Origin of the sequence: Salinicoccus siamensis (assembly GCF_042429615.1) — a bacterium.
In the GTDB taxonomy this organism is placed as follows: domain Bacteria; phylum Bacillota; class Bacilli; order Staphylococcales; family Salinicoccaceae; genus Salinicoccus; species Salinicoccus siamensis.
In genome coordinates this window covers 1-18,514 of record NZ_JBHMAH010000020.1, presented here as the reverse complement: position 1 = coordinate 18,514, position 18,514 = coordinate 1, and the positions used below count along the sequence as shown (strand labels likewise).

At 44.3% G+C, this 18,514-nt stretch carries 17 protein-coding genes; 13 read left to right on the top strand and 4 right to left on the bottom strand.

Going from position 1 to position 18,514, the window contains the following annotated elements:
* Positions 1-175: 175 nt before the first annotated feature.
* From tsaE to tsaD, 4 genes are read left to right on the top strand one after another with little or no spacing between them, the layout of a single operon-like run.
* The gene (tsaE, locus tag ACFFLE_RS07290) at positions 176-643 is read left to right on the top strand and encodes a tRNA (adenosine(37)-N6)-threonylcarbamoyltransferase complex ATPase subunit type 1 TsaE (RefSeq protein ID WP_380570478.1); all 468 of its coding nucleotides are present in this window, start codon (positions 176-178) and stop codon (positions 641-643) included.
* Complete coding sequence (gene tsaB, locus ACFFLE_RS07285; RefSeq protein ID WP_380570477.1) at positions 624-1,277, top strand: tRNA (adenosine(37)-N6)-threonylcarbamoyltransferase complex dimerization subunit type 1 TsaB; 654 nt, start codon at positions 624-626, stop codon at positions 1,275-1,277. Before tsaE ends, tsaB begins: the two co-directional genes overlap by 20 nt.
* A 5-nt stretch (positions 1,278-1,282) precedes the next feature.
* A complete protein-coding gene (gene rimI / locus ACFFLE_RS07280) occupies positions 1,283-1,708 on the top strand; it encodes a ribosomal protein S18-alanine N-acetyltransferase (protein ID WP_380570481.1) in 426 nt (141 codons plus the stop codon).
* On the top strand, positions 1,701-2,723 hold the full coding sequence (gene tsaD / locus ACFFLE_RS07275) for a tRNA (adenosine(37)-N6)-threonylcarbamoyltransferase complex transferase subunit TsaD (RefSeq protein ID WP_380570476.1): 1,023 nt from the start codon (positions 1,701-1,703) through the stop codon (positions 2,721-2,723). Before rimI ends, tsaD begins: the two co-directional genes overlap by 8 nt.
* A 289-nt stretch (positions 2,724-3,012) precedes the next feature.
* Here the strand turns inward: tsaD and ACFFLE_RS07270 are convergent, their stop codons facing one another.
* Positions 3,013-4,932, bottom strand: coding sequence for an ABC-F family ATP-binding cassette domain-containing protein (locus ACFFLE_RS07270; RefSeq protein WP_446692556.1), 1,920 nt, complete (start codon positions 4,930-4,932; stop codon positions 3,013-3,015).
* Between the two features lie 134 nt (positions 4,933-5,066).
* Between ACFFLE_RS07270 and ACFFLE_RS07265 the strand changes: the two genes are divergently transcribed.
* The 6 genes from ACFFLE_RS07265 to ACFFLE_RS07240 all read left to right on the top strand — a co-directional run bounded on the left by ACFFLE_RS07265 (position 5,067) and on the right by ACFFLE_RS07240 (position 10,260).
* Positions 5,067-5,699 (top strand): redox-sensing transcriptional repressor Rex, encoded by a 633-nt coding sequence (locus ACFFLE_RS07265; RefSeq protein WP_380570475.1) that lies wholly within the window; start codon positions 5,067-5,069, stop codon positions 5,697-5,699.
* Positions 5,700-5,718: 19 nt separating this feature from the next.
* Complete coding sequence (locus ACFFLE_RS07260) at positions 5,719-5,946, top strand: twin-arginine translocase TatA/TatE family subunit (RefSeq protein ID WP_380570479.1); 228 nt, start codon at positions 5,719-5,721, stop codon at positions 5,944-5,946.
* A 49-nt stretch (positions 5,947-5,995) separates the two neighbouring features.
* A complete protein-coding gene (tatC, locus tag ACFFLE_RS07255) occupies positions 5,996-6,751 on the top strand; it encodes a twin-arginine translocase subunit TatC (RefSeq protein WP_380570474.1) in 756 nt (251 codons plus the stop codon).
* Positions 6,752-6,771: 20 nt separating this feature from the next.
* Positions 6,772-8,214, top strand: coding sequence for a glycoside hydrolase family 32 protein (locus ACFFLE_RS07250; protein WP_380570473.1), 1,443 nt, complete (start codon positions 6,772-6,774; stop codon positions 8,212-8,214).
* 124 nt (positions 8,215-8,338) lie between these two features.
* Positions 8,339-9,175, top strand: coding sequence for a MurR/RpiR family transcriptional regulator (locus ACFFLE_RS07245; RefSeq protein ID WP_380570472.1), 837 nt, complete (start codon positions 8,339-8,341; stop codon positions 9,173-9,175).
* Positions 9,176-9,387: 212 nt separating this feature from the next.
* The gene (locus ACFFLE_RS07240; protein WP_380570471.1) at positions 9,388-10,260 is read left to right on the top strand and encodes a hypothetical protein; all 873 of its coding nucleotides are present in this window, start codon (positions 9,388-9,390) and stop codon (positions 10,258-10,260) included.
* A gap of 118 nt (positions 10,261-10,378) precedes the next feature.
* Here the strand turns inward: ACFFLE_RS07240 and ACFFLE_RS07235 are convergent, their stop codons facing one another.
* Positions 10,379-12,079, bottom strand: a complete 1,701-nt coding sequence (locus ACFFLE_RS07235) for a M3 family oligoendopeptidase (RefSeq protein WP_380570470.1) — start codon at positions 12,077-12,079, stop codon at positions 10,379-10,381.
* Positions 12,080-12,197: 118 nt separating this feature from the next.
* Between ACFFLE_RS07235 and ACFFLE_RS07230 the strand changes: the two genes are divergently transcribed.
* The gene (locus ACFFLE_RS07230; protein ID WP_380570469.1) at positions 12,198-13,643 is read left to right on the top strand and encodes a phosphate--AMP phosphotransferase; all 1,446 of its coding nucleotides are present in this window, start codon (positions 12,198-12,200) and stop codon (positions 13,641-13,643) included.
* A 94-nt stretch (positions 13,644-13,737) separates the two neighbouring features.
* Here the strand turns inward: ACFFLE_RS07230 and ACFFLE_RS07225 are convergent, their stop codons facing one another.
* Positions 13,738-14,490 (bottom strand): CPBP family intramembrane glutamic endopeptidase, encoded by a 753-nt coding sequence (locus tag ACFFLE_RS07225; RefSeq protein ID WP_380570468.1) that lies wholly within the window; start codon positions 14,488-14,490, stop codon positions 13,738-13,740.
* A 169-nt stretch (positions 14,491-14,659) separates the two neighbouring features.
* Here ACFFLE_RS07225 and groES point away from each other — a divergent pair, with 169 nt between their 5' ends.
* Entirely contained in the window at positions 14,660-14,944 is a 285-nt protein-coding gene (gene groES, locus ACFFLE_RS07220; RefSeq protein ID WP_344704083.1) for a co-chaperone GroES, read from the top strand.
* A 63-nt stretch (positions 14,945-15,007) separates the two neighbouring features.
* Positions 15,008-16,636, top strand: a complete 1,629-nt coding sequence (gene groL, locus ACFFLE_RS07215; RefSeq protein WP_380570467.1) for a chaperonin GroEL — start codon at positions 15,008-15,010, stop codon at positions 16,634-16,636.
* Between the two features lie 547 nt (positions 16,637-17,183).
* Here the strand turns inward: groL and ACFFLE_RS07210 are convergent.
* Entirely contained in the window at positions 17,184-17,588 is a 405-nt protein-coding gene (locus ACFFLE_RS07210; RefSeq protein ID WP_380570466.1) for an FAD-dependent oxidoreductase, read from the bottom strand.
* Positions 17,589-18,514 lie beyond the last annotated feature (926 nt).

Here is an 18,514-nt window from a genome sequence, read left to right as displayed (position 1 = left end):
AGTTAAGCTCTCCAGCGCCGATGGTAGTTGGACTGACGTCCCGTGAGAGTAGGACGCCGCCGGGCAGTATGTACATAATTACATTATGGATGCGATGAGCCGCATTGAGACCTATATAGGTCTCTTTTTTTGTATAAAAAGGATATGATTAAGTAGAAAGGAAGATGGTTGAAGCATGGAATTCAGCATTGAAGTCACTGGTCTAACTGAAACTGAAAAACTGGCTAAATCTTTGACGAAATATATAAAAGAAGGAACTGTCATTCTCCTCTCCGGTGACCTCGGTGCTGGAAAAACCACTTTCACCCAGTTCGTGGGGATGTATTTAGGTGTGAAGCGCAGAATGAGTTCTCCGACTTTCAATATCATAAAAAGCTATCAGGGAAAACTCACAGTGCATCACATGGATTGTTATCGACTCGAAGGCAGTGATGAAGATATGGGGTTCGATGAATACTTCAATGGTGAAGATGTTGCGATCATCGAATGGCCTGAGTTCATTCAAGATTTTCTGCCACCTGAGTATCTGGACATTAACATTGAATACGTCAGTGAAGATGATCGCCGTTATCACTTTAAAGCATGCGGAGAGCATTACATTAAACTATTGGAGGACCTTGAAGATGATTACGCTAATGATTGATACCTCAAATAGACCTTTATCTGTGGCCATTAATGAAGATGGGCGTATGGTCGCTGAAATAAACACGACGGTAAGAAAAACACATTCAGCAACAATTATGGTACATATCAATCATTTGCTTGAATCTTCAGGCTATAGACGCAATGATATCGACCGTATTGTAGTGGCACGGGGGCCAGGCTCCTATACTGGGGTAAGAATTGGCGTGACCATCGCGAAAACATTGGCCCAGGCTCTCGGAGTAGAGTTGTATTCCGTCTCTTCCCTCGCTGTCATAGCTGCCTCCAGCGGCGCTAAGGGCAATGTTCTTCCGATGTTCGATGGAAGGCGGGGAAATGTCTACAGCGGACTGTATCATGTATCTGAACATTTTGAAGAGGTGGAGGCAGCAGGATATAAATCTTTGAAGACTGTTTATGAAGAAATGGAAAAGCATGAAGAAGTTTGTTTACTGGCTGATGGAAGTGAAGCTTTCACTGAAAATTTACCTAAGTATATACATGCTGTACCGCGCATCACCACAGTCGAACAGTATCCTGAAATTCTCAGAAGAGAAAACATTCATGAGATGGTTCCCGAATACCTCAAAATATCGGAGGCTGAGAAAAATTGGATAAATCAACAGCAATCATAAGACAGATGACGCTAGAAGACGTAGAAGATGTGTACAGCATAGAATGTGCCTCATTTCCCAACACATCCTGGAGTATCGAGGCTTTCAGGCGTGAATTGACGGCAAATGAATTCGCTACATATTTCGTCATCGAACATTATGGGGAAATAGTAGGTTATTGCGGGACTTGGATCATCATTGATCAGAGTCAGATCACTACAATCGCCATCGATAGAGGAATGCGGGGCCATGGTTATGGCAAAGCCCTTTTGCAGCATGCTAAAGCGTATGCAAAAAAATCCGCTGAAATCCTATCGCTCGAAGTGAGCGTGGATAATGAACGGGCAATGACCTTATATGAGAATGAAGGTTTCAAATATGGAGGCATCCGGAAGGACTATTATGGTCCAGGCAAGGATGCCCACGTGATGTGGGTGAATTTGAATGAATGAAGATATAGTCATCTTAAGTATCGAAACAAGCTGTGATGAAACAGCGTGCAGTGTGATAAGAAACGGCAATGAAGTGCTATCCAATATAGTAGTCAGTCAAATCGACAGCCATAAAAGGTTTGGGGGTGTGGTGCCCGAGGTGGCTTCCAGACACCATGTGGAAACCATTACGGTAGTAATTGAAGAAGCACTTGAAGCAGCACGGATGACACCTGCAGATCTATCTGCCGTTGCAGTTACGGAAGGGCCAGGGTTGATAGGGGCACTGCTGATAGGTATCAACGCAGCTAAAGCATTTAGTTTTGCCCATGGTCTACCGCTTATTCCTGTCCATCATATTGCAGGGCATGTGTACGCCAACCAGTTGGATGAAGAACTGCGCTTTCCGCTAATGGCGCTCATCGTTTCAGGAGGGCATACAGAACTGATCTACATGAAAGATCATCTGTCCTTTGAGGTCATCGGTGAAACGCGTGATGATGCAGTGGGGGAAGCCTACGATAAAGTTGCGCGGGTCATAGGCTTGCCCTATCCCGGCGGACCACATGTCGACCGGCTCAGTAAAGAAGGACATGATATCTATGAATTTCCACGGGCTTATCTTGAGCCAGGGAGTTATGATTTTAGTTTCAGCGGCGTGAAATCGTCCGTCATCAACACACTTCATAACCAGAGGCAGAAGGGCCAGGAAGTGAATGCAGCGGATGTAGCAAAAAGTTTTCAGGAAAGTGTTGTAGAAGTGCTGACTGTTAAAACTTTGAGGGCAGTAAAGGATTATGGAGTAGAAAATTTGATAGTAGCTGGTGGCGTCGCAGCCAATAGTGGTCTGCGCGCGCGTTTTGAAGAGAAATGCCAAGATGAAGGTATAAAATTAAGTGTGCCACAGTTAAAGTACTGTACAGATAATGCAGCGATGATTGGCGCTGTAGCCTATCACCTCTATAAAAAGGGTGCTTTCGGAACATTAGAGCTAAATGGGCGCAATACGATCGATATAGAAGAATATACAATGTAGAAATGCCTATATGGATGGACATCCATATAGGCATTTTTTCTGGTAGTATAGTTTGTCAATACGGAACGTTTGTTTTATCCACGGCTGTGGATAACTTGTTGATGAAAATGGTTTATCTGCTAATATCAAGCATATAATTGTGGGTATATCTGTGGTTAAGTAGTCCCTAATAGTTATCAACACTGTGGATAACTATGTGGAGTAACTGGTATAACAGCATTTAGGGTGTGTACAATATCGTGGGTAAATCGCTTATGGATAAAGGTGGGGAATGACGAACATACGTTCATCATTCCATTGCTTCCAATGTTTCCGACAATGAGGCCCATTCTTCCATAAGGCGCTCGAGTGCTGCTTCAGAGTCAATCAATTGCTTGTTGAACTCCGCTGCTTTCTCATAATCTCCATAAACCTCTGGCAAGGCAAGGGTCTCTTCAATGGATTCAATTTCAGCTTCTTTCTCTTGTATTTCTTTTTCGGTTTTAGTGATACTTTTTTTTGTTTTTTGAATTTCATTACGCTTTTGCTTGTGCGCTTCATAACTGTTAGTGTGCTTTACCTCATTCTCTTCTTGTTCGATTTTTATCTGCATTGCCGCCCGTTCTTCTTTTTTATGCTGATAATAACTGTAGTCTCCGTTATATATCTCGGTGTGCTGATCGCCCATTTCTACGATTTTATTGGCAATGCGGTTGATGAAATAGCGATCATGCGAAACAAATAGTAGGGTGCCGGGGAAATTCTGCAGCGACTGCTCCAAGACTTCCTTGCTGTCGATATCCAAGTGGTTCGTTGGCTCATCAAGTATGAGCAGATTATTTTTTTCAAGCATCAATTTCGCCAACTGGATGCGGGCCTTTTCCCCGCCACTCAAATCATTGATTTGTTTCATGACCTCATCTTGGGTGAACAGGAAACGCCCCAACACTTTGCGGACATCACTTTCGTTCATGTTTGGGTATTCATGCCATAATTCTTCAAGAACGCTTCTCCCGGAAGTGAATTCTGCCTGCTTCTGGTCATAATAACCGATCGATACGTTGGCTCCGTAGATGATTTCCCCATCATGCCGTGATAATTTTTTGGCGATCGTCTTGACTAGGGTTGATTTTCCGATGCCATTTGGGCCAATGATTGCGAGACGGTCGCCTTTATCGATGTTCAGATTGATGTGACTATTCAAAGTCTCTTCATAACCGATGGCGAGATTTTTGATCCTGAGCACATCATTGCCACTTTCCCGTCTGATGTCGAATGAGAAGTCTGCACTTTTCGTGTCCATTCTAGGCATGTTTATACGTTCCATGCTCTCTAGCTTCTTCCGGCGGCTCTTCGCCATATTGCTTGTCGAAGCACGGGCAATGTTTTTCTCTACAAACGTTTCAAGCTCTTTAATCTCCTTCTGCTGGTGTTCAAAGGCCTTCATCTGCAGTGCATGGTTTTTTGCCTTTTCCTTTACATAACCTGAGTAGTCGGTGTGGTAAAGTGTGCCCCTATGCATCTCGACTTCATATATCTTGTCGACTGTACGGTCTAAGAAGTAGCGATCATGGCTGATTATGGCTATGGCGCCTGGGAAGCTGTTAAGATACTGCTCGAGCCATGCGACGGTATCCATATCCAAGTGGTTGGTCGGCTCATCAAGAAGGAGCAGATCAGGCTTGGAAAGGAGCATCTGTCCGAGCGCAAGGCGTGTCTTCTGGCCGCCGGAGAAAGCTTCTACGCTCCGATAGAGGTCCTCAGGCGCGAACCCGAGACCGGTCAGAACTGTCTTTACTTCTGAATCTATCGTATATCCGCCTTCAGCTTCGAAGATATTCTGCACTTTCTCGTATCTATCGAGTTGGGCTTGATAGTCTGCATCATCATAGTCATGTACAGCAAGCCATTCGGCAATCCTTTCCATTTCCTTTCCCGTCTCGAGCAGTCTCGAGAAAGGGCGCAGCATTTCCTCTCTGACATTATGAGTGGACTCGAGTGTCATCTGTTGTGTCAGATAACCTATTGAAATGCCTTTAGGACTGGTGATCTGGCCTTCATCAATACTCATCTCACCGGCCATCATCTTCATCAAAGTCGTTTTTCCGGCACCGTTCTTACCGACAATGCCGATTGTCTGTCCTGTTTTAATTTCCAGATTCATATTTTCAAAAATCATATCTGTACCGAAAGATTTTTTTACGTTTCCTAATTGCATCACTATCATCATAAATCCCTCACTTTCCTCAAGTTTACAATATATAACGTAAAAAAACGATGAAATCAGGTGACTCTTATGGCACCATAGGCGTGCAATTATGATATAATATATCAACAAAGTGCAATAGAAGAGGTGTACGAGATTTGAATAACAAAAAGAAAATCCCGAATGCAACGATGAAGCGCTTGCCCCTGTATTATAGATTCTTCAAAAACTCCGAAAAATCAGGGGTAGATCGGGTTTCTTCGCGGGAAATCAGTGAAGCACTGGATATAGATTCTGCAACAATTCGGCGTGATTTCTCCTATTTCGGTGAACTTGGCCGAAAAGGTTACGGATATAACGTCAAGAGCCTGTTGAAATTCTTTATGGAACATATCCAGGGTAACCAGAAGCGGAATGTGGCCATCATCGGTGCAGGTAACTTGGGTAGTGCATTATTGAACTATAAATTCAGCAACATAAATGATAGAATGAACATAGTTGCTGCATTTGACAATAACAGTAGCATCGTTGGAACAACAATCAATGATACTACAGTCCACCACTCGGATGAAATTGAAAAGATGGCTGAAGACCATGGTATAGATGTTGCGATTCTGACATTGCCTGCGGAAGTCAGCCAGGAGATGGCTGAACGTCTTGAAGCGGCCGGAATCAAAGGCATTCTTAATTTCACACCGATGAGGCTGGATGTAAGCGATGGAATCTATGTACACAATATAGATTTGAGTGTCGAATTGCAGGCACTGTTCTTTTATATGAAACATATCTAGGAGGGATACTGTGCTCGAAATGTTCATACCGACTACACTTATGGTAGTAACGCCAACGAGTATGATTGTAATTGCGGTTGTAGCGCTCATCATATTCGGACCTAAGAAACTGCCCCAATTCGGAAAAGCCATGGGCTCCACTTTGAAGGAATTCAAAGATGCAACAAAAGGCCTTGCTACAGATGATGACGACGACGAAGAAGAAGAGAAGAAGAAATCCCAGAAGAAAATCGAATCTGAAGTATAAAGGTCTTGAGGTGGCGGAAGCCGCCTTTTTTTAAAGAGGTGGAAAATCGATGAATGAATTGGAAAAGAAGGAAATCACTGAGCACCTTGATGAATTGCGCAAACGGCTTATGATCGTCATATACTTTTTTGCAGGCGCAATGCTGGTCGGGTTTTTCCTTTCCAAACCGTTAATATACCAGGTTCAGGAAGCACCGTGGACCGAATCCATACAGATGCACGCATTCCAAGTGACCGATCCGCTTAAAATATATCTGATGGTCATCATGATCATCGGTTTTGTAATCGTACTCCCGGTAATACTGTATCAGATATGGGCCTTTGTATCGCCGGGGCTCTACAGCAATGAGAGGAAGCTGACGCTATCCTACATTCCAATCGTCATGCTGCTTATGCTTCTTGGCATGGCTTTCAGCTACTTCATACTTGTACCATACATCATACAATTCACCTTTGAACTGTCAGAAGATATGGGAATAGAGACGACGATCGGCATCAATCAATATTTTGGTTTCCTGTTCAGGACAGTCCTGCCATTCGGTCTGATTTTCCAAATGCCGATACTGGTACTTTTCCTGACTCAGCTGGGGCTGCTGACTCCAATGTTTTTGAAGAAGAACAGAAAGTATGCCTATTTCATCCTGTTGGTTGTAGCAGCTTTGATTGCGCCACCTGATTTGATGACCCATATCATGTTGACGATCCCGATGATTGTCTTATACGAAATCAGCATCTATATTTCCAAAATCGGCTACCGTAGACATTTAAAGGCAGAGCAAAAGGCAATTGAAGAATCATTGGACTAAGATTTGGGAGGTTTTTTGAGATGGCATTGGATTCAGATGGAAGGATGTTCAGCCATCCATCGGCTGATGGACAGCTTGATACACATGTCCCAAAAAACGTGTCGCATGAATGGCGACAGCGTTATCATGTGCAACCCCCTACAGGGGCCTTGAATGGCCTTGCAGGCCTTGTGTCGGATGATGAGGGGTATCATTTGTTCTATGAATGGATGCCCGTATATGGTCAGCGAACGAAATGTCTGTATCATCTCACATCAAACGATATGGTGACATTCGATGACCAAGGCGTCATAAAGATGTTTTCGGACGGCGACTCACCAGGGTCTGCCATCGTTGCCGACAATCAAGATGGGCTACATCTTTTCTACACTGGCCTACAATCAGGTAGATGCATTCAATATCGTTCCGTATTGGACGCCCAGAAAGAAGTCAAGGCAACTGAAGCCATCATAAAAGGGACGCCAAAGGGGTATCTGCCGATAATGAACGCGCCGTTTGTATTTCATAAGGAAAGGTATCGCATGATGCTCGGATCCGGTACTGAAGACGAGTTTGGACGTATACTCCTTTTCAGCGGTGACAGCCCCTCCGCCTTCCAGTATGATGGGCCTTTGACTACAGAGCTTGATCAGTTCGGTTTCATGTGGACCCACCCTGAATACTTCAAGGTGAGTGACAAAGATATATTAATCTTCAATGTCAAAGGCCTGGATAAGTATCAGAACAGCTATTGGAACATTTATCAATCGGGCTACCTTGTAGGGGACATTGATTTTAATGCATTGCATATGACACATGGCGCATTCCATGAACTGGACCACGGATTCGACTTTTATGCTCCTAAAACCGTGATGTTTGAAGGGAGAAGGCTGTTGATCGGATGGATGGGCACAGAGGAGACGGACTATCCAACAGATGGAGAGTGGGGCCATTGCTTGACTATACCTAGAGAGGTGGCTGTTCAAGGGTCGCGTGTGATGCAGAAGCCTTTTTTCGGATTGCGCAAATATAGAATGAACGAACTGACTGCTGAAGGTTATTTCGATTATCATCCAAGAAAGATTAAAGACTTCTATGGCCACAGCTATGAATTGGTCCTCGATATACTCGAGAATAACGCAAACCGCATCCACATCGATTTGCGGGTAAGCAGGCGCGAACATACAAGCTTGATCTATGACAGCGAATCGCAGGTTTTGACATTGGACAGGACCTTCAGCGGCAAACTGCCCGGCAATGTTGATGGGACCACCCGGAAAGTCCAACTCGATGCCCCGTTATCGCACCTTGATATTTTTATGGACATCTCTAGCATAGAAGTGTTCGCCAATGACGGAGAAGCGGTGATGAGCGCGAGAATATTTCCCTCGAGTGAGTCTACAGGAGTGGAATTTTCCACTGAAATAGGAGGGTGCCATGTCAAAATGGCAAGGTATGATATAAAGTCAACCAATGGTGGTTAACGCTTCGCTCCGCATCATGAAATAAATTTTATTATTGAAGGATAAAAACTTTCATTTCTTCTTATAATATTTTGATTATTTTGTTATCATTGGGAGTAACAACGTAGGCGAGAGGGGAAAAACTATGTTTTCGGTATTAAGTCAGATTCGTAAACGGTTTGAATACATGACACCTGTGGAGCAGCGCATTGCTAATTTCATGCTGGAAAATCCAGCTAAAGTCATCAACATGCCAGTCAAGGATATCGCTAAAAACAGCAGTACGAGTGATGCTGCCATCGTCAGGTTTTCAAAGCGGATTGGTCTTGCAGGCATCAAGGAATTGAAAGTGGAACTTGCCAAAGAGTTACATACACTTGAGAAAGAGAATATTTCAAGAGTGATCGATCTGGAGCAGGATACCCATCGGGAGATTTTCGATAAAGTTTTCAAAAACACCATCCAGGCACTCTATAATACCGAAAAGATAGTGGACCGCGATGCAATCAAGCAAGCGGCGGAACTATTTGCAAAATCCCGCAATACCTTCATATTCGGAGTGGGCGACGCAGCGAGCGTCGGTACCGAGTTCGAACAGAACCTCCACCGCATAAACATCAATGCTTTCTTCACCACGGATAAATACTTCTGCATGACCCGCTTATCGAATGCGACTGAAGATGATGTACTATTCCTCATCACTCTATCAGGTAAGACCCGGGAAGTGGTGGAAGTGGTCAAACTCGCCAAAAAGTTGGGCATCAAGACAGTCATACTGACCCAGAACCACGCCTCGATCGCTAAGCGTAATTCAGATGTGGCAATAGAGATTACGGAGGAAGAGAACAATATTCAGTATATGAATATGACGAGCCGTATCGCACAGCTTGCGATATGTGATGTGCTATTCTTCTATACGTGCCGCCAACTGGGTTCGAAGGCTTATGAAACGATTATGAAGACATATGATATCACACATTAGCCCCTCATTGAGGGGCTTTTATTATGGGGAAATTGAAATGTCAAGCGGACATCTGACTGCAACATATCTGCAATAATCTTTAAAATAAATCAGCCATTATTAAGGTTGTGTAACAAACTTCCATTTTTATAGATGCCGATGCATTCTTCTAATATACTCGGTCTATGACATTAATTGTTCAAAGAACGTAGAGGCAGTTTGGAGGCATTGAATTGATAGATAGAACAATAAGGCTGGGCATTTCATCGCTTTTGATGATATCCACCCTGTTTGCCATTAATACAAATGCTGTCATGGAGGCAGAACAAGTAGATGAAGATGCGGAGGGAGGCCATGAAGCGCCATCTGCAGAAGAGGCCCCCGGGCAGGAAGATATGATAAAAGACACGCCTGATCAGGAAGATGCAGTGCAAGCGCCGGAAACACCTGCCGTCGAACCTGAAGAAGGGCTACTGATACAGACAGAGCCGGAACAGAGTCAGGAAGAAGCAATTCATAAGCGTGCAGCAGAGGACAAAAAAGAAGCGGAATCTGCTCCCTCTTCAGAAGAAGAGAGCGGAGAAATATGGGAAAACACACCGGATACATCTGAACCTTCCACAGGAGAAGCCCCGCCCATCGCTGATTCAATAGTGGAAGATGCTGAATATATGATAGAAGAACCAGAATCAACTTCAGAGGAACCAGCTGCTCCAGAACCAACTGGAGGTGTAGCGGAGAATAGAGAAGGGTCAACTGATAGACCCAAAGCCGAACCCTCGAACGAAGAAGAATCTGAAGATGCCGGAATGCCTGCTGCCGAAGAGAAGGGGACTGTACAAAGCGGGGTGAGAGATGGTGACAATGCACCTTCTCCGAAGAACCCACCCCAGGACAGTACTAGAGAAACAGAACAGTATGATGAAAGCGCTCCTGCCAAGCAAAACATTACAGGAACTGCCTCGGCACCTAAGTTCTATCGTTATGACCATGGTGATATACTGGAAGGTATTTCATTGCACCCAGGTGCTCCTGTTGAAGAGTTGAACTTGTTGGATGAACGGGTCAACAAACTGATGTGCTCAAGAATCCTTAGAGCTGACTAAGCTGGAACACCAAAATTGTTGAAGTTGGCAGTAGAGTGAATGTGCAGAAATGGTCTGCATCATACGTCCATAAAAAAAGATTGAAACGCCCATTTCGATGAGAAATGGGCGTTTCAATCTATAGTGCACTGTCATCAATCGAATTGAGATAGCCTTCCGCTTCTTTAACGACCGATTGTAGGCAACCATCTTCAAAAGGCGAGATGAGATTTGCTTCTTCAACCAGTGCATTGAACGGCAATGAGCCACCGAGACGGCACAGGTTGATGTAGTCGCTCCATGCGCCATCGAAATCCTCATTGGCACGCTTCCAGAATTGCATGGCACAGACTTGTGCAAGGGTATAGTCGATATAGTAGAACGGATCGCTGAAGACATGCCCCTGTTTATGCCAAAAAGCGCCACTTGCAAGCGGTTCTATGCCATCGTAATCACGATGCGGCAAATACTTGTCTTCGAGTTTCTGCCATTCTTGTCGCCGTTCTGCTGGAGACAGTTCAGGATGCTCATAGACGATGTGCTGGAATTCATCTATGGCAACTCCGTAAGGCAGGAAAGAAATGTTATCCGCCATGTGCGTGTATTTGAATTTATCAGTATCCTCCTTGAAGAACTGTTCCATCCACGGATATGTGAAATACTCCATGCTCATGGAATGGATCTCTGCAGATTCAAGAGTCGGGAACTGATACTCCGGCACCTCGAAGCCGCTTGACATATAGCTTTGGAACGCATGACCCGCTTCGTGCGTCAAAACGGTCACATCATCAAGGGTGCCGTTGAAGTTGGAGAAGATGAAAGGGGAGGAGTAGTCTGGTATGAAAGTGCAGTACCCGCCGCCTTCTTTTCCTTTTTTGGCCTCAACATCAAACAGTTCGCGCTGCCTCATGAATTTAAAGAATTCACCAGTTTCCTCGGATAATTCAAGATACATATTTTCGCCCGCCTGCAGGATATCTTCGGTATCCCCTTTGGGCACAGCATTGCCCGTTGTAAAATCGAATGATTCATCGTATATCTTCAGTTTCTCGACGCCGATCCGCCTACGTTGTCTTTCCTTAAGTTTGGTGACGAGTGGCACAACATGTTCTGCAACCTGATTTCTGAAGTTCTGCACCATCTCACTGTCATAATCGATGCGGTTCATGCGGATGTAACCCAGTTCAATGAAATTTTTGTAGCCGAGCTCTACCGCAATCTGATGGCGGGTCTTGACCAGTTCGTCATAGATCTGGTCGATTTTATCCAGATGCGTCCCCATGAACCCCTGGACCGCTTCAGTGGCTGATCGACGGATTTGACGATCGGTATGCTGGGCATAGGGGCCAAATTCGGATAGGTTGAGGACTTTTCCATCAAATTCGATTTCTGCTGAAGCGAGCAGTCTGGAGTATTCCGAATCAAGCTTATTCTCTTGCTGAAGGAGTGTCTTCACCTTAGGGTCGAATCCCTTGACGGCTTTTTCAGCCAATGAGAAAAGTTGTGTGCCATAACGCTGTTCCAATTCATTTCTATGAGGACTGTCCATGAGCGCCTGATAGTACTTGAAATCGATCTCCTGGATGGTTGGCCCGTATTCATCGAAGAAATTCCGTTCCTTGTCATAAAAGGCATCCCTTGTATCTATTGTAGAACGGATAAGGGCCAGATTACTCATCGTGGAGAGGTGATTGAAGTAGGTGTTAAGACGATCGATGACCTTGGCTTGGGCGTCTGCTGAGTCCTTTTCCTTAAATTCTTCAAGTAGTGCGTCAACTTCTGCTGCTATTCGTTTGATGTCCGGTCTTTTATATTCATATTCCGAAAAAGTCTGTACCATCAGTTCATCTCCTTATCAGTTTCTAATGATATAGTAACATAAATTCCATTATCTTCTGTATGTTCAGATAATGGAATTTAAGGGTACACATCTATAACGAACAGAAAGGAGAGATAGCATGGCAGGATTTGATGAAGCACTGGAAAATCGCCTGGGGGAATTGACGCGGGAAACGAAGAAGCGGGGCATTCCGCTGATGATTGTGATAGAAGGACCTCCGGCTTCCGGGAAGTCGCGGCTGGCAAATGCTTTATATATGGCACTGGATGCAAAATATACAAACTTCATGGCCACGCGCCCGCCCAGGGACATCGATCTCAGATACCCTTTCCTGCAGCGGTTCTGGAACCATCTGCCTAAATCCGGGGATATCAATATCCACTTCAGAAGCTGGTATGCCCAGTACATCAATTATAAATCGTATGGCATCAAGGAAAATGTTCGCACGGAATATGCCGACATCAGACAGGATATGGAGAATTTCGAACAGATGCTGACAGATGGTGGCTATGAAATCATCAAACTCTATATCGACGCCCCAGAAGCAGTCAGGGCACGTCATATACAAAAGCTGAAGGATAATCCGATACTTAAATGGAAGGCTGAAGAATTTGAAGAGCAGCTGGATAAAACAGACTATCTTAAGGAGATGAATCAGTTTTTGGACACGCCAACCGGATCTCCATGGGAAGTCATCGATTTCGAAGACAAAGAAGGCGCAGTCAATACTTTGTTCTCCACAGTGGTCAAACGTCTTGAAGCACGCCTGGAGAGAGAAGACCAGACACAGGAGGAAGTAGTGGATGGTGATTTTACAGAAGATTATGAGGCAGAGTTCTTTGACTTTAATTTTGAGGATGAAAAGATCAGCCGTAAAGACTATAAAGCCATCCTCCCTGATCTGCAGTCGAGGATGAGGGAAATCCAATTCCAGCTCTACAAGGAAAAGGTCCCGCTCATCCTCGTCTATGAGGGGATGGACGCCGCCGGCAAGGGTGGAAACATCAAACGCATCCGCGAGCATCTGGATCCGACCGGCTATACAGTCAATGCAACCGGCGCACCGACTGATGTGGAGCTGCGTCACCATTATCTGTGGCGGTTTGCTGCAGGACTCCCGAGAAGTGGCCATGTAGCCTTCTATGACCGGAGTTGGTACGGCCGCGTGCTGGTGGAACGTATTGAAGGACTGGCTTCAACGCAAGAATGGCAGCAATCCTACGAGGAAATCAAAGCTTTCGAGAAATCGCTGTACAATTCAGGCGCGATCATCATCAAATTCTTCCTGTCGCTGGATAAGGATGAACAGCTTGAACGGTTTGAGAGCCGTGAGGATGACCCGGCCAAGCAATGGAAGCTGACCGATGAAGATTGGCGGAATAGGGAGAAATGGGATGAGTATGTCGAGGCGTCGGAAGACATGATCAGAAAAACGCATATCGCTTTCGCCCCGTGGCATGTGATTCCGGGAAACAATAAGAAATATGCGAGGATCACTGCGTTGAAAAAAGTGATTGAAACATGTGAGGCAAGGCTCGGAAGCGATGCGAAACCGGGTGATTGAGAAAAACATTTGAAAATTTAAAGGCATGGGGATGAATGTCATATGCCTCGGAATATACGAACACCCCGGACCATTAAAGTCCGGGGTGTCATTCTCAGAATAGAAGCGGGAAAATGATGTTGAGGCCATTCCGCATTTCTTCAATCTGCTCTATATAATCCTTGAATGTCAGCTGCAGTATGACGACGATACCGTTCATGATCATATGGACCATGATCGGGACCAGCAATCTGCCACTGATGACATATAGGAAACTGAATGTGTATGCCATGACGACATAGATCAGTATATGGGTGAAATCCCAATGGGCGATGGCGAATACAAAACCACTGAGCAAGCCGGCTACAAGAAAACCGACGATTCTCGGTCCTGGAATCACTTCGTAGATTTCAGCGAATATGGCCCGTCTGAAGACGTATTCTTCCAGGATGGGACCAAACAGAGCAACAACAAGAATCATGTAGGGGGCATTTTCTATCATATCCACAATGCCCATCGTATTTTCACTTTCCATTGGATTACCGAGTATATTGGTGTTGATGAGACCGGCGATTATCTGGGTGGCGTAGGCCAGGAACACACCTCCGACGATCCAGGCGAAAGTCACAGGTATATCTGATTGGGGGCCACGCTCTATACGGTTTTTGTTGCTGTGGAGCCTTCCTACAATAATGACTGCCACAACTCCCAGGGCAAATGCCCCAACCTGATAAGGGAGTACGCCGCTAAGCAGTTCTTCTTCTGTAATTGATGGATTGATGAACGCCATGATCATTGATACGGGTACAACCGCAAATTGCACGACGAGGAATATGACGATGATTAATGCACTATATAGCTTTCTCAAGATAAGCCCTCCATTTTTCAATACTGCTATTCTACAATAAAAAGGAATATGGTTAAAGCAAAGAGAAAATACTTGCATTATTGACCAACTTTGATTATTATTTAATTGTTGGCACTTTGAATGCTCGAGTGCTAAAAATATCTGTACTATTTCAAAGGAGGGCTTTTACGTGTTAAAACCATTAGGCAACAGAGTCATCGTTGATTTGACCCAAAAGGAAGAAACTACAAAAAGCGGCATCATTCTGACGGAATCCGCCAAAGAGAAACCACAGGAGGGCACAGTCGTAGCAGCTGGACCTGGTCTGGTTCTGGATAACGGCAACCGTGTCGAGCCTGAAGTAAAAGAAGGCGACCGTGTGATGTATTCCAAGTTTGCAGGTACTGAAGTGAAACATGAAGGCAAAGATTATCTGATCCTTTCCGAATCCGATATCCTTGCTGTCATCAACTGATCAAAATGAAATGAACTAAAGAAATATCCATATAAAGAAACTATGCAGGAGGAATGAAAAGTAATGGCTAAAGAACTGAAATTCTCTGAAGATGCAAGACAGTCCATGCTCGCTGGTGTCGACAAACTGGCGAATGCTGTAAAAGTGACATTGGGGCCAAAAGGACGTAATGTCGTTCTGGACAAATCATTCACATCCCCGCTCATCACCAATGATGGCGTAACAATCGCAAAAGAGATAGAACTTGAAGACGCCTATGAAAACATGGGTGCGAAACTTGTTGCAGAAGTGGCCAACCAGACGAATGAAATCGCTGGGGACGGCACGACGACGGCAACAGTCCTGGCCCAGGCAATGATCCAGGAAGGTCTTAAGAACGTAACAAGCGGAGCCAATCCGGTTGGTATCCGTTCCGGTATCTCCCAGGCAGTCGAAGTGGCGGTAGAGGAACTGAAGAACATCTCCCGCCCAGTACAGGATAAAGAATCCATTGCACAAGTCGGCGCAATTTCTGCGGATGATCCGGAAGTCGGCGAGTACATTTCAGAAGCGATGGAAAAAGTCGGCAATGACGGCGTCATTACAATCGAAGAATCCCGTGGATTCAAAACTGAACTTGAAGTTGTTGAAGGGATGCAGTTCGACCGCGGCTACACATCTCCATACATGGTGACGGATTCCGAGAAGATGATTGCAGATCTCGATAACCCTTATATCCTTGTGACAGACAAGAAGATCTCCAACTTCCAGGATGTTCTGCCATTGCTTGAACAGATTGTCCAGCAGTCCCGTCCGATCCTCATCATCGCTGATGATGTAGAAGGCGATGCCATGGCGAACATGGTACTCAACAAGCTGCGTGGCACATTCACTGCGATCGCAGTCAAAGCACCTGGTTTCGGAGACCGTCGTAAAGCAATGCTTGAAGACATCGCCGTACTGACTGGTGCAGAAGTCATCACAGAAGATCTCGGTCTGGACTTGAAGGATGCAACGGTTGATATGCTTGGTACAGCTTCTAAAGTCAACGTGACCAAAGATAATACGACAATTGTAGAAGGGGCCGGTGAGAAAGATAACATCGAAGCGCGCATCGGTCAGATCAAGTCTCAGATTGAAGACACAACGTCAAGCTTCGACAAAGAGAAGCTTCAAGAGCGTCTTGCTAAGCTATCCGGTGGTGTAGCAGTCATCAAAGTAGGTGCTGCCACTGAAACGGAAATGAAAGAACGTAAGCTCCGCATCGAAGATGCCCTTAACTCCACACGCGCTGCAGTTGAAGAAGGCATTGTGGCTGGTGGCGGTACAGCACTGGTCAACATCTACAATAAAGTATCTGAAATTAAAGCCGAAGGCGATGTGGATACAGGCGTCAAAATCGTATTGAAGGCGCTCGAAGCACCAATTCGTCAAATCGTCGAAAACGCTGGCCTTGAAGGCTCAGTCATCGTTGAACGTCTCAAGACTCAAGAAATCGGCATCGGATTCAACGCTGCAACCGACGAATGGGTCAACATGATCGATGCAGGTATCGTCGACCCGACAAAAGTAACACGTTCCGCATTGCAGAACGCAGGTTCAGTTGCTGCCATGTTCCTGACTACTGAAGCGGTAGTGGCCGACATTCCAGAAGAGAATGGCGGCGGAGACATGGGTGGCGGCATGGGCGGCGGCATGCCGGGCATGATGTAAGCCAAAGTAAATAATGCTTGATATAACGGGGTTTGCTGATGAGCAGGCCCCGTTTTTTTATGGAAATATAATATTCATTTTATAAGACTAGCTGTTCAAGTTTTCAGCGTCTCTGGTTTGGCGTACATAAAAGGAATAGGACGCGAAAGATTGTCGGCCTACATACTTTAAAATGCAGTAAATCTTGTGGGAAATTGCTTCAGTTGTTGAACAAAGGAAACTTTACTAATATGATTTCTTGAAATTCATACTGGCATAGCTTAGGCAAATCTTGTTGAACTGAATGGCGATTATCGTCAAATCGCTCATAATTAGTATAAGGATTTACTCCACATTGATTATCTGTCATAACTTGATTCCCACGGTTGATATCGGGTTTATTGATCGTTTCCTTAAAGCATTCAGCTATATCCATTTAATAGTAAAAAAGGAGCCCAATGATAAAAACCGTACTCTAAAAATAAGAGTACGGTTAAAACCCCATCAATTATGTGCTTTCGGTTCATTGTATAAACAGTAGACTGCCTCCTCAGACATAAAATCAGTATCAGGAACGTCCATAAGAGTAGCTGAATGATTTTCCGGATTGAACCATTCGCTGTACTTTATTCAAACGAAGCGACTCATATTTCGCCAGGGCTCTTACTGCAGCATCCCCCTTTACGCCTTTTGCAACACACTTGCCTAATTCAACAGCATCCTGCAGTGATGTGTTAAATCCACTGGCAGTTATCGGTGCCGGCACATGGGCAGCGTCGCCAATCAAAGCAATTCGTTCCTTGACCAGATTGTCGGGCATGTATTCCTTTATTGGTATGCCGAGGAGATTACGTGTGTGGATGGCATGTAGTGTGGCAGATACCCATGGTTCTGGCCATTTTTTACTGGCTTGTTCACTAAGCTTATCCAGTGTTTCCTGCGGAATATCTGCGCCCTTAAGCGAATGACGCACCACCGACCCATCTACACATCCAAGTTTGCGAAGCAAATCATTTCGGGTATTATCGTAAAACGTCGTTCCAATTCCTCGACCCTTTGAACTTGATGAGCCTTTCTCTTTATTAAATATTGATCCGAAAAAGAACCCTCCATTTCCTAAATGGGAAGAAACTTCAGAACCGAAATATTAATTAATTCTTCCATAATCGCATACAATTATGGAAGAAAACCATACAATGACACATCATGATAAGCTATATGATTTTGACTTTGGACTTTAAGGTTCAGAGTGGCTCGAGCCACCCTTTTTTGCTTCATCGAAAACAGATTTAATGCGACTACAAATCCACATGCATTAGTGACTTATGACAATAAGTCTAATGTGTTTATATCTTATTTGCGTTCTAAAGGTAACAATGAGTTATGTTAAGTATTTTGTATTGTTAAGAAGAAGAAAATGATGTTGAAGCCAATGATAGCAAGGGATCCCACCAGAAGGGAATCCGGAATCCCACCAAAAGGGAACTAATGATACTGAATTTAACGATACTGAAATAAGTGATATGAGTGATATAGAAACAAATAATTATTCTCATTCAAATAATGCAAGTCATACATTCAGTCATGGATAAAGTATAATGTTGTTCAATACTCTTAAGATGCTCCGCACATATTGGAACGGAATATCTTAAAGAAGTAGATTGTACATCTCAATCAGAATTATGACGTATAGTATCAAGATAAGAAAAGACTAATCCAAAACGACAAAAAAAGAACTTCAAAAAAACTCTTTTTGTTTAAAATTCTAATGTTATAAAATATATTTTATCACCCAAAATATAGGAATAAATATAGAAGGATAGGAGTTTGAGAGCGTAAAATAGTTTGTGTAAATGAATAAATAGAAAAAGGGAGCCCTTTTCTTGTAGAATCAAGTTA